We start from the raw sequence: 11,016 nt of genomic DNA on the forward strand, positions 1-11,016 counted from the left end.
CGATCCACCGCGCGGTACCGGGCAGCTGTGGGCCGCGCTGTGTGGACGCTGACAGTTTTTATTATATAAAACGACGAATTGGGCTGGGAACGCGGCCAGCGGAGGCGGCGGACAATCCATAGAGTATGGATTGGCCACGTTCTTAATTGGAACATCCGACCGCTCATCCGACGTGAAGGCATTCCGGAACGCGCGGTTTTGATCGGTAGCGCGCATCCGGTACGCCTCAATGTGAAGGGATGATGCTTCGGAAAATGGCACGACATTACTGGCGCCCGCCAACTGGAGTTCAATGGTGAAGCTATGAGAGCTGGACGCAATTTTGTGCATGCGCTCGTTGTCAGCGTTCTCTTGGCGTGCAACGTTGCGTGCGCCGGATCTGATTCCCTGTCGACTCCGGACTTCCGCGGAATGCGCTGGGGAGACCCGAGTTCAAGCCTTGTAAAGTCCAAGGTTGTTGTCCCAATGGACCCGTCTGGCGTCGAATGTCGGCGCAGAGTTGGCGAGCGGCTCTCCGTCGGAAAAGCTCGCCTGGACTCCGTCACTTACTGTTTTTACAAGAATCGATTCTTCGGGGTATCTCTGGATTTTAGAGGGCGATCAAACTACACAGCACTCGTTGATGCCGTGACCGACATATACGGTCGCCCGTCAACGAACTCTGCGCACCCGGGCGCGCTCTTCCTGCACAAGGGATTCGGCGGCGGCTCGGAAGACGGCATTTTGACATACGATGACACCACATCGGAGGGCGAGCTTCTGCTTGAGGACATGCCCACTTTCGAGAAAATCAAAGCGGTGGAAAAGGCCGGCGAAGCAGGCGCACCAAAGCGGGATCTCCTCGATGCGCCAACTTCGAGCAGTCGCAGATAATAAGGATGAAGGGCCGAAGTCCAACGGCGATGTCGGTACAATGGCCGATGATGTTTTGAATCATGGCCTTATTTTTTGAAATACACAGGTGATAAGCGGCGGTTGTCAACGTAGTTGTCTCGTCACTTCAAGCAAACTGCTTTAGTTCTTCCGGCTGCATGCGCTCCGGATTGAGCCAGACTTCATCCTTCAATTCCCAATTGCGCGTCGATCGGAACCAACGCTGTGGATTGCGCTGCCTGGCCTCCTCATAAACGGCTGCACGTTGCGCGAGCACTGCGGCGGCTACGCCGTTGTGGCGCTGCGCCGGCGTGACGAATTTCAGGCCGCTGTGTTTGTGCTCGTGGTTGTACCAGCGCACAAACTGCTGCGTCCAGGCCCGCGCTTCATCAATGGCCGAATCTTGCCTTACTGATTACCGGCCCACGGAGAAGATCATGAAAGTCACTTTCGACACGACGCTGTATGTGTTTGCGCACGGACACGCCCCACGCGCGTGTGGAAACATTCACATTCACGAGTAATGCGGAAATCGATGACTATTTTTTTCTCACTCGATGACATACAGCGACGCGACGAAAGCAGCAGAAGCAAAGCGACGCAATGCAACCCTCATCATGCTGTGCTCATGATGAGTGCGCTCACTTTCTGGCTATCGAGCGCAATGGCAGGCGCTGGATTCGGTACGTCGAACCTGTTCGGAGATCTGTTCGTCTGGTCGTCCGTTCTGCTGCTGCTTGTGTCGATCGCATTCGATAACGAATAGCTCGACCTGTAACCTTAGTGTCGGGGGAAGACTCGAACTTGTGGCGTCGGCTCGTAACCGGTCGGCCAGCATACTGATTTTGCTGGATAGTACCGGACGTCAGTCCGACATCTCGTCTGGCCATTGCTGTGCGCCGTGCAGGATGCGCACGGTGTCGCCGGTGATGCGATACGCTGCGATGTACGGCGTTCGGCTAATGACCAGCTCGCGGGTGCCCTCAACACGACCAGGGCGACCAGTCTCGGGGAACTGGAGCAGCTGGCGGACCTGGGTGCGAATCCGATCATCCACGACAACGGCAGCGCGTGGGCTGTCTTCTTCGATGTAATCGAAAATCCCGTCCCGATCCTCCAGCGCGAAAACCGACCATTCAAGCCTCAAGCATCACCCTTGTCAGCTTTACGAAGGGCCGCCGCGCGCCGTTTGGCAAAATGCGCTTCTACCTCATCGTCCGGAACAGCCGGCCGCGGATCGGCCAATGCCTCCTGTACCTTCGCGCGGAACCATGCGTCATGCGCGGCAGGATCGGCAGCGAACGCGAACGGCAGCGCACCTTCGTTCGCGACGCGCGTCAACAGGATACGCACCGCATCCGAGACGGTCAGTCCCATGCTGTCGAGCACCGCGGCCGCGCGCTCTTTCAGCACGGGATCGATGCGCGTCTGTACCAATGCACTCGCAGCCATGGCGATTACTCCTCCCGGTAGCTCAGTTCCTGCATTGTAATTCAATTGCATTACGCATGGTGTCGCCACACGTATAGGGCGCATCGCCCGACTCACGCACAAATGCTGGGTTTTGCAACGTCGTCGGAAATCAACGAAGCGACCCTTTATTCACCCCCGTGAGCTGGCGCATGCAGTCACGCAGGGTTCGCTGTCACGATGCAATCCGCGTGGCCTGCGACCGCGGCGGGCAGCACGTGGCGATCGCGGACTCCGCCAATACCCAATGACCTGCGGCGCTGGCTGGGTCTTGAGTCTTGTTGACCGGAACCGATAACCCCAGTACACTCCGCGCCGCGGGGTGGAGCAGTCTGGCAGCTCGTCGGGCTCATAACCCGAAGGTCATAGGTTCAAATCCTATCCCCGCAACCAACATATGAAGCCCGTCAGGTGAACGCCTCACGGGCTTTTTGCTTTGCTTATTCTGGGCGTTGCAGCCGGCCATGTCGCAGTCGGCTACGCTACGAACTGATCAAGGAACCGAGCCAGGCGGATGACGGCGCTTGCGAGGTTTGTAGCCTGCAGTGTCCGGCTCGTGCATCTGGTAAGCATCCATGAGACGGTACAGCGTAACTCGCGATATGCCCAAATCGCGCGCGGCCTCCCCGTATCGTCCGCGATGCCGTAGCAGCGCCCGTTCGATTGCTGCTCGCTCGGCTGTCTCTCTCGCCGAGTTCAGCAGTACTGGCGCTTGACCCGCGACGTGATCCAGTTCGAGATCCTTCGCTGTAATCAGTCGTCCCTCGGTCATCACGACCGCCCGCCGCACCCGATTTCCCAGTTCGCGCACATTGCCGGGCCAGGTGTATCGAAGCATCGCATCCATGGCATCGGGCGAGAAGCCGTGCAGCCGCCTACCCGCCTCCTTCCGGAAATGGCTGAGCAAATGAAGGGCAAGCAGTTCGATATCGTTGCCTCGCTCGCGCAGCGGTGGCTCGACGATACGCAACACGCAAAGCCGGTGATAAAGATCCTGTCGGAAGCGCCCTTCAGCTATCGCCGGTTCCAGGTCGACGTGCGTCGCGGAAATGATGCGGACGTCGACATCAATGGATTCGTGCCCGCCCAGTCGTTCAATCTTACGCTCCTGCAAAAACCGCAGGAGGCTAGCCTGGCTGTCGATCGGCAAGTCGCCAATCTCGTCCAGAAACAACGTGCCGCCGCCAGCCGCTTCGACACGTCCTATCCTGCGTTGCGTCGCACCGGTAAAGGCGCCCCGTTCGTAGCCAAAAAGCTCAGACTGAACAAGATCGCGAGATATAGCTCCGCAGTTAATTGGGACAAACGGAAAATTACGACGAGACGAGCGGCGATGAATTGCGGCAGCTGTCAGTTCTTTCCCCGTCCCAGACTCCCCTGCAATGAAAACGGGGGCATCCGTTGACGCTACCTTCTTTATCGATCGAAACATTGCCAGCATCGACTCGCATGCCCCGATCATCTCGCCTTCGGCAAACGAATGTATGAAATCTTCCCGTGGCGGTCCAGATAACGCAACCATTCCGTGCGCATGTCCAACAGCTCTGCCCACCCTTTCGGGGATGAACGGTACTGTCACGTAGTCTGAACAATAGTCGCGCACGAGGCGTCGCAGTGTCGCATCACCGAGTTGTCCCGGCGAGACAATCGCAACCCAACCGACATTGGGTATTGAAAGGCCTGTCTCGAGCGCTTCGATCTCGTGGGACGGCAACCCCGCTGCAAGGTCGAGTAGTCCACCAGCGGCCCCGGCGTCCTCGGCGGCCTTCCTTGCATCCTTCGATGATCTGACTGCTTTCACATCCCAGTCGCGTTCCTCGAAGTATTGGCAAAGCTCGGTGCTAGGTTTCGCTGACAGGTATATCAATCGTCGCAAATTCATACACTGAACCCCTGCTGAACTTAGAAGCCAGGCGTGTCGCCAAGGTCGTCCTTTTCACTAGCGCTCTCCGCGATTTTGATGTATTCGACGCCATTCACTGCAGCGAGAAAAACCTGATGTCCGAATGTCCAGTTTCCGGTGCCCTGATCCTGAAAAACTGTCGCGAACGTTGAACCGTTCTTGATAGCCGACACTACGTCCTGACGGAGGTATTCACCACTTTCGTCAACCGCGATTCCGTTGTCTGTCGCGAGCCTGAGACGAATGATGCGCGTTTGCGTCGCATCAAAACGCGCTTCATAGATGAGATAATCGGCCCATCTGTCTTCCATCTCTCCCTCCGGATCTCAATAACCCCACGCTGCCGACGTACTCATGTCACGTTTCCCAGATCACATGTCTGTCGCAGAGCATCACGCGATCATGCGATATAGTCGATAAGAATTATTCAGTTTACGCGTACTACATAATATATCGATGCCAGCTAACACCTGGCAACCTTCAGATAAGCCTGTTGCATACTGAGGTAGCTGCCTGGCCATATCGGCAACTTCCTTAGCCTTCCTATCGGCACATTCTTCCCAGACTTTAGCTTGGGGGTGCCGTACGTGTGGGTTTGGCCCGAGACCGTCAAGCATGGCGACATCCCACGAGGAATACAGGCTCGTCCGGCTTTCTTCGTCCAACGCGGTCAGTTGACGGCTTGAAGCGTGAAGACGATAGCCTGACCAGCGGCTTCGTTCGGCTACGGCGGAATCACCGTCTCGCCTGCGGCAGCCATTTCGGACGGAACTCCTGCTTCATGGCGATAGAGAACGCGGCGTTGACGGCGGACCCACGCGTCGACGCGCAAACATAGAGCTGCTGCCTTTATCACATATAAGGAAGCCGTCCCCGTGTCCCGTTCCACCCGGCCCATGGCAGAGTTGCTCGACGAAATGGCCGCCGCGCTGCAGGCGCTCGAAGGGCTTGAACTCGCGGTCGGCTTCGTCAATGACGATCCGGCCAGCATCGAGGCGGCCATTCACGCGATCGAGATGGCGATCGCTGCCGAACTGGCATCGCGGACCCTGCACTAGCCGCCCTGCAACGTTGCCGAGAGGAGCATCGTGACATTGCCCCTGATCCTGGAGGCTTCCTGCTCAGGCCTGAAGTTGCGTTTTCAACATAAAGAGGGGTGGACATGGAACTGAGTGAGTTCATCACCGAGACGCTGGTGCAGATCCAGACGGGAGTGCGCGATGAGATCGCGAAACAGAACGCGTTGGGCGTGTCTGGCGCCATCAATCCGGTTTTTGGTGATGAGGTCCATGCCGAGCATCTGCAAAAGGTCGAATTTGATGTGGCCGTCACCGTCACCGTCACCGACAAGAGCAATGGTGGCGGCAAGGCTGGCATCAAGGTCTTCAGCATCGAGCTGGGCGGTGAACTTTCAAAGAGCGCTGAGCAAAGCACGGCCAGCCGGGTGAAGTTCGCCATTCCGGTGGTTCCGCCAGTCGAGTTCCTTAAAAGACAATGACTGATGCCCTCATCGCTTCGTACTCGCCCGCTCTACCCGTACTGGTTGCGAGCTCGAGTGAGCGGGCCGGCGTGCGCTTTCTGGAGTTCTTCGCGTCGGCAATCCGCAACCCGCATACGCGGCGCGCGTATGCGCGCGCGGCCAGTGACTTCCTGAGCTGGTGCGCCGGCGCGGGCGTGACATCAGTCGAGGGCGTGCAGCCGCTGCATGTGGCCGCGTGGATCGAGCTGCAGACACAGACGCTGTCGGCGCCGACCGTCAAGCAGCGGCTCGCGGCGATCCGCCATCTGTTCGACTGGCTGGTGACCGGCCAGATCGTGCCGCACAACCCGGCCGCGTCGGTGCGCGGGCCGAGCCACTCCGCGAAGCAGGGCAAGACGCCTGTGCTCGACGCGAGCGAGGCGCGGCAGCTGCTCGACAGCATTGACGTGACGACGCCGGTGGGTCTGCGCGACCGCGCGCTGATCGCGCTGATGGTGTTTTCGTTTGCACGGGTGGGTGCGGCGCTCGCGATGCGGGTCGACGATGTGTATATGCAGCAGCGCCGGCTGTGGGTGCGCCTGCGCGAAAAAGGCGGCAAGGCGCACGCGATGCCGTGTCACCACACGCTGGAAGCGTACCTGCACGACTATCTGGAGCAGACCGGGCTGCGTGATGAGCCAAAGGCGCCTCTGTTCCGCACGATCGCGCGCGGCACCGGGCAGCTGAGCACGACGCCGCTGCCGCAGGCGAACGCGTACGCGATGGTGAGGCGCCGGGCGCTCGCGGCCGGGATCGGCACCAAGATCGGCAACCACACCTTCCGCGCCACGGGCATCACCGCCTACCTGAAAAACGGTGGCACGCTGGAAAATGCCGCCGCAATGGCCAATCACGCATCGACGCGCACCACGCAGCTCTATGACCGGCGCCGTGACGACATCAGCCTCGACGAGGTCGAGCGGATCAGCCTGTAGCGAATGCCTTCGCTCCCCCTGCCCGGTGACGGCGCGCCCTGGTCACGACGATTTCTCGCCGCGCGAGCCGACATCGTTGGCTCGTGGCCGCGCCAGGCAGAAGACCACTGCAACGAGCATCACCATGGCGAGGCAGCAGACAAAGATGGCGCCGCCTGTCGGGTGGGGCGTCAAGCGGTGTCACACATAACATCTGACTTGTCACGCAGTGTGACATGATATAGAATCATTTTTGAGCGCATAACAACTCAACAATGAAGCCCAACTATAAGCCGCCTTTTGTTTCCTTCGTTAAGAAACAGCACAAGCCGCTGCAGCTAGCCATTGAGGACGCTGTCGAGACGATTTGTGATGATCCGGACGTAGGGGAAAGCAAGACGGGTGACTTGGCGGGCATCTGGGTCTACAAGTTCAAGCACAAGCGTCAGGAATATCTGGTCGCCTATCGACCTCCCACTGACGCGGAAATGAAGGCTGAGGGCGTAGATGTTGAGTTGTTGCTAATTGATTTTTATCAGGTCGGATCGCATGAGAATTTCTATGCGACCCTTAAAAAGTACCTGAAATCGTAGGAGTTATTGCAATGAACAAGCACACCGCCGAGAGCGTTTTCCAAGATCTGAAGAAGCTGCCCAGCTCCGAACAGATGCGCTTTTTTGCCATTCTGGGTCGGCAGGCTGTGCAGTCCACGCAGGATAACTTCAGCCACGAAGAGGTGTTCGGTCATTTGGCTGATGATGAATTTACGTCGGCTGAAGCAGCCGAATATTTGGATGTGTCGATGTCGACCTTCCGCCGCTACGTGAGCAATGGTCGATTGAGGGCAAGCAGCGAAATGGGCCGAAATCAGCTGTTCGCGACGAAGGATCTGAAGGCGTTTAAACGATCGCTGCAAGAGGTCAGGAGTCGTTGATCGACTTGGGGCTTATGACATAGCAAGGGCGCTTCGGCGCCCTTTGTCATTTCTACGCCCCCGAAAAAAAGCCCGCCACAGTGGGCGGGCTTAATCCATATCAGGAGGAGACATGGAGGAGACGGGATAAGTATAAACCCTAATCAAAAATCGGGTGTAGTGCCGTGCCAAAATCATTGATTTGTCGTTACGCGTAACACAAAATGTCCCACGCTGATAAGGGGCGGAGCATGGTCGACAATAAGAATATTGCGTTACCTGTAACGGAAAAACGCGGCCGGACGCTTCCTGGATCGAACCTTCTTTTCCTTGCGATATTTCGGCCTCATAGCGCTGTAGAGCCTCATGGAGTGTCGCGGCCTTCGCCTTGCCGCGGCTGACCCATCCGCCCCACGCCATCTCTGACTCGATCATCCGGGCCCAGGCTTCTGCTTCCGCCTTCGTTTCAAAGGTCTTGCTTTGCGCTGGGTGGCCGCATCGCCGCACCTGGGCACGCCACTGACAAGGTCCTCGTTCGGTAATAGTCGCCATCGAATCTGCTGGTGTATGAGATGAATTTTGTTTGCAGCGAGGGTTTGATCCTGGCTCCGCCACAAAATCTGCAACTTTGGCCGGTTTTTACAATTTGGACGTTACCTTCGTCATTCCTCGGTCTTGCCCCATGCTCAGGGGTACCACTCACGAAAGTATCATGCGCCCATCACCGCGCTCCTAGACTGTATCTTTGCAGGTCGAACGCAAGGGGCCTGATATGAATGAACAAAGGCTTGGGCAAGCGTCTGCCCATTCTCGCGGAACGCAAGGTGGGCGCACTGATTTCCATGCTGGTGGTGCGAAATGGCTCGCCCGGCTTTCTCCCTCAGCATTGGCGCATTGGCCCACAGTGGCAAAACAGCTGTCTGACGCGGGAGTACTGGAATTTATCGATGGGGAGTTGCTAGCCCGCTACTGTGAAGCGTTCGCGCAATGGTGTGCAGCCAGTGACCAGCTTGCCACCATGCTGGTCGATCTCGGCTTGATGGCGGGCCGCCAGGCGTATGCCCCAGCCGAGCCATCGCACAAGGCGACACCACCCGCTGCGACGGCAGAAACAAAACCGGAACCTGTTCGACGACCGCCTAACGCGATCATGCGTCGTCCAGAGGTTGAAAATGAGACGGGCTTGTCCCGGTCAACCATTTATCAGCGCATCAAGGCTGGAACCTTTCCAGCACCCGTGCAGCTTGGAGCGCGTTCTGTGGGCTGGCGAATCGCCGATATTGAAGCTTTTCTGTCATCGCCTGCCAGCTATCAAGCGGCAGATTAAAAGGCCGACGCTCCCGAGTGGCAGAGCGTCAAATCGACGTGACTGATTGTAGGTCAATGCGTCGTACCGCGTAACCCACACCGGGCGTTCCCCGGCTTGCAGCGCCGGGTCGGGCTTGCGCTGCGCGTCGAGCCTCGTTCCGAGTCTCGCCCCCTTCGGGCTTCAATCCCTACCGCAACCCCTAGCCAGGTGCGGCCATCAGGCCGCACGAAGGCGCTCGCCGCGCGGCGTCCAGCTCGGCTCCGATACACGCCCTCACGCATTGCCGGTGAGTTCGTCGTCCACCACCGCGACCATAGCCAACCCGGCACGGCCATCAAGGGCCGCGCTGCGCGCTGAAATCCTCGCCCGTTCCTGCTCGCTGCGCTGCGCGGGCTGCGGCCTCCGGTTTCACCCTTGACGGCCGCACCGGGCCGGCTCCCCCCGTCGCGGGACGACGAACTCACGGCAACGGCGGCATCGAGACGGTCGAGTCCCACAGCCTCACCGGCCCGATTACGCCGGGACTCGGAATCTTCGGCCCCGGTCAGCAGTAACCCCACACATTTTCATGGAGATCGATATGCACCCTCTCACACTGCATCACTGGATCGTAGTCCTAAGTTACGCGTACGTGGAATACACGTTCACACCTTGGGATGGCCGTAACTACTACCGCCGAACGGTTGATTACGGCCGCGTCGTGTGGTGCTGATCGGGGAGCGCTCGACGTGCCAACCAGGCTCAGCAGTTATCACCGCACCAACCATGCCGCGAGCCTCGCACTCGCGAAGAATCTGCGCAAGAACGGCAGCGCCCACGCCCGAATGATGGAGCTGGCGAAGGTGTCGCGCCTCTTCTTGGAGCAACTGCGAAAGATCGGCGAGTAAGCCGCAACCCGAGGTGGGCCGGCGAGGCCGGCCGCACCTGACAGGAGATGGATCGTGAACAAGTACGAAGCGAAGCAGCAAGCCCGCCGCGCACGCATCGAGGCCAGCGCCGAGCGCGCACGGTCGGCATCGAGCATGCACTACATCCGCGCTAGAACGATGGTATCAGCGATCCCGTTTGGTCAGCCGATCCTCGTCGGCCACCACTCCGAAGGCCGCGACCGACGTTATCGAGCGCGTGTACATGCCACGTTCGGGAAGGCATTCGCGCTGCACGATCAAGCGGCCGAGCTGGACCGCCGGGCGGCAGCCGTCGGCAAGGGCGGCATTTCGAGCGATGACCCGGAAGCGCTCGACAAACTGCGCGCGAAGCTCGCGGACATGGAGGAACGGCACGAGCGGATGAAGCGCGCGAACTCGCTGATTCGCCGCGATGACCGCGCCGGCCTCGAGCGCATGGGCTACTCGGCCGACGCCATCGACAAGCTGTTCCAGCCTGATTGGCGAGGCCGCCCCGGCTTCGCTTCGTACGAGCTGACCAACAGCAGCGCGAACATTCGCCGCGTGCGCGAGCGTATCGCCGCGCTCGAAAAGATGGCCGAGCGTACCGACCGCGAGGAAGAAGGCCAGGGCTACACGTACAGGGAGGACATAGAGGACAACCGCGCCGTGTTCGTGTTCGATGCCAAGCCCGAAAAGGCCGTGCATGACCTGATGAAGCGCAACGCCTTCGTGTTCAGCCCGACGCGATCGCCAGCCGGCAAGTCGGCCTACGTGCGCAAGCTCACGCCGAACGCCATCGCGACGGCGAAGTGGCTCCGGCCGCGGCTTGACGAGTTGATGACGGACGAGTGATCCAGTTTCGGCCCGCTTCGGCGGGCCGCCATCGAGGGAACGGGATGAACTCGAATATCACCATCGCATCTTGATTCGCATTGAACCGTCAGCGTTCCGGGTGCGCTGGCCTTTCAGGCATAACTCGCCAGCCGCTATCGTAGCTTCGTCGGTGAGGCAATTGATCGCAGCTCCCACCGGACGCGTTCGCCCCTCGTCAACAACAGGCATGTCCATTTCTAACATCAACGAAGACAACTTGCCGCCGGTTGCCATCCATTATCAATTGTCTCTCTGACGCCGGCGGTTGGTTGGCGTGGTATCTAGTGCGAACCATTTCCACCATTGCCGCCGCCATGGCCGCCATTCGCCCCATTTCCGTAACCACCATGGC

Annotated in this window: 14 protein-coding genes, 1 tRNA gene and 1 pseudogene; 10 read left to right on the forward strand and 6 right to left on the reverse strand. The window is 59.1% G+C overall.

Annotated features, from left to right (window positions below; all coding sequences use genetic code 11):
• Nucleotides 1–465: 465 nt before the first annotated feature.
• Nucleotides 466–873, forward strand: a complete 408-nt coding sequence (locus FRZ40_RS16980) for a hypothetical protein (RefSeq protein ID WP_147234894.1) — start codon at nt 466–468, stop codon at nt 871–873.
• A gap of 127 nt (nt 874–1,000) precedes the next feature.
• Here FRZ40_RS16980 and FRZ40_RS16985 read toward each other — a convergent pair.
• The 3 genes and pseudogenes from FRZ40_RS16985 to FRZ40_RS16995 form a co-directional block, all read right to left on the reverse strand.
• Nucleotides 1,001–1,270: pseudogene (locus FRZ40_RS16985) on the reverse strand (integrase core domain-containing protein); the annotation flags it as partial.
• A 468-nt stretch (nt 1,271–1,738) separates the two neighbouring features.
• The gene (locus tag FRZ40_RS16990; RefSeq protein WP_147234896.1) at nt 1,739–2,020 is read right to left on the reverse strand and encodes a type II toxin-antitoxin system RelE/ParE family toxin; all 282 of its coding nucleotides are present in this window, start codon (nt 2,018–2,020) and stop codon (nt 1,739–1,741) included.
• Nucleotides 2,017–2,325 (reverse strand): type II toxin-antitoxin system RelB/DinJ family antitoxin, encoded by a 309-nt coding sequence (locus FRZ40_RS16995; RefSeq protein WP_147234929.1) that lies wholly within the window; start codon nt 2,323–2,325, stop codon nt 2,017–2,019. Before FRZ40_RS16995 ends, FRZ40_RS16990 begins: the two co-directional genes overlap by 4 nt.
• 334 nt (nt 2,326–2,659) lie before the next feature.
• On the opposite strand from FRZ40_RS16995, the gene FRZ40_RS17000 reads away from it, so the two are divergent.
• Nucleotides 2,660–2,736 (forward strand) — tRNA-Met (locus tag FRZ40_RS17000).
• Nucleotides 2,737–2,836: 100 nt separating this feature from the next.
• Here FRZ40_RS17000 and FRZ40_RS17005 read toward each other — a convergent pair.
• The gene (locus FRZ40_RS17005; protein WP_147234897.1) at nt 2,837–4,225 is read right to left on the reverse strand and encodes a sigma-54 dependent transcriptional regulator; all 1,389 of its coding nucleotides are present in this window, start codon (nt 4,223–4,225) and stop codon (nt 2,837–2,839) included.
• Between the two features lie 20 nt (nt 4,226–4,245).
• Nucleotides 4,246–4,557: a DUF3892 domain-containing protein gene (locus tag FRZ40_RS17010; RefSeq protein WP_147234898.1), complete on the reverse strand. Its 312-nt coding sequence runs from the start codon at nt 4,555–4,557 to the stop codon at nt 4,246–4,248.
• Between the two features lie 564 nt (nt 4,558–5,121).
• Between FRZ40_RS17010 and FRZ40_RS17015 the strand changes: the two genes are divergently transcribed.
• The 5 genes from FRZ40_RS17015 (at nt 5,122) to FRZ40_RS17035 (ending at nt 7,613) form a co-directional block, all read left to right on the forward strand.
• Nucleotides 5,122–5,304 carry a hypothetical protein gene (locus FRZ40_RS17015; RefSeq protein WP_147234899.1) on the forward strand — a complete coding sequence of 61 codons (183 nt, stop codon included), beginning with the start codon at nt 5,122–5,124 and terminating at the stop codon, nt 5,302–5,304.
• Between the two features lie 104 nt (nt 5,305–5,408).
• Complete coding sequence (locus FRZ40_RS17020; RefSeq protein WP_147234900.1) at nt 5,409–5,744, forward strand: hypothetical protein; 336 nt, start codon at nt 5,409–5,411, stop codon at nt 5,742–5,744.
• Nucleotides 5,741–6,700: a tyrosine-type recombinase/integrase gene (locus tag FRZ40_RS17025; RefSeq protein WP_167528669.1), complete on the forward strand. Its 960-nt coding sequence runs from the start codon at nt 5,741–5,743 to the stop codon at nt 6,698–6,700. Before FRZ40_RS17020 ends, FRZ40_RS17025 begins: the two co-directional genes overlap by 4 nt.
• Nucleotides 6,701–6,954: 254 nt before the next feature.
• Nucleotides 6,955–7,272, forward strand: coding sequence for a type II toxin-antitoxin system RelE/ParE family toxin (locus FRZ40_RS17030; protein WP_147234902.1), 318 nt, complete (start codon nt 6,955–6,957; stop codon nt 7,270–7,272).
• 11 nt (nt 7,273–7,283) lie between these two features.
• The gene (locus FRZ40_RS17035; RefSeq protein WP_147234903.1) at nt 7,284–7,613 is read left to right on the forward strand and encodes a helix-turn-helix domain-containing protein; all 330 of its coding nucleotides are present in this window, start codon (nt 7,284–7,286) and stop codon (nt 7,611–7,613) included.
• A 90-nt stretch (nt 7,614–7,703) separates the two neighbouring features.
• On the opposite strand, the gene FRZ40_RS45050 is transcribed toward FRZ40_RS17035, so the two are convergent.
• Nucleotides 7,704–8,144 carry a hypothetical protein gene (locus FRZ40_RS45050; protein WP_240057209.1) on the reverse strand — a complete coding sequence of 147 codons (441 nt, stop codon included), beginning with the start codon at nt 8,142–8,144 and terminating at the stop codon, nt 7,704–7,706.
• A gap of 220 nt (nt 8,145–8,364) precedes the next feature.
• On the opposite strand from FRZ40_RS45050, the gene FRZ40_RS46135 reads away from it, so the two are divergent.
• The 3 genes from FRZ40_RS46135 to FRZ40_RS17050 all read left to right on the forward strand — a co-directional run bounded on the left by FRZ40_RS46135 (nt 8,365) and on the right by FRZ40_RS17050 (nt 10,643).
• Entirely contained in the window at nt 8,365–8,919 is a 555-nt protein-coding gene (locus FRZ40_RS46135) for an AlpA family phage regulatory protein (RefSeq protein WP_147234904.1), read from the forward strand.
• 710 nt (nt 8,920–9,629) lie between these two features.
• Entirely contained in the window at nt 9,630–9,788 is a 159-nt protein-coding gene (locus FRZ40_RS44065; protein WP_158647013.1) for a hypothetical protein, read from the forward strand.
• Nucleotides 9,789–9,842: 54 nt separating this feature from the next.
• On the forward strand, nt 9,843–10,643 hold the full coding sequence (locus FRZ40_RS17050; RefSeq protein ID WP_147234905.1) for a DUF3560 domain-containing protein: 801 nt from the start codon (nt 9,843–9,845) through the stop codon (nt 10,641–10,643).
• Nucleotides 10,644–11,016 lie beyond the last annotated feature (373 nt).

The sequence above is a fragment of the Paraburkholderia azotifigens genome (assembly GCF_007995085.1).
Classification (GTDB): domain Bacteria; phylum Pseudomonadota; class Gammaproteobacteria; order Burkholderiales; family Burkholderiaceae; genus Paraburkholderia; species Paraburkholderia azotifigens.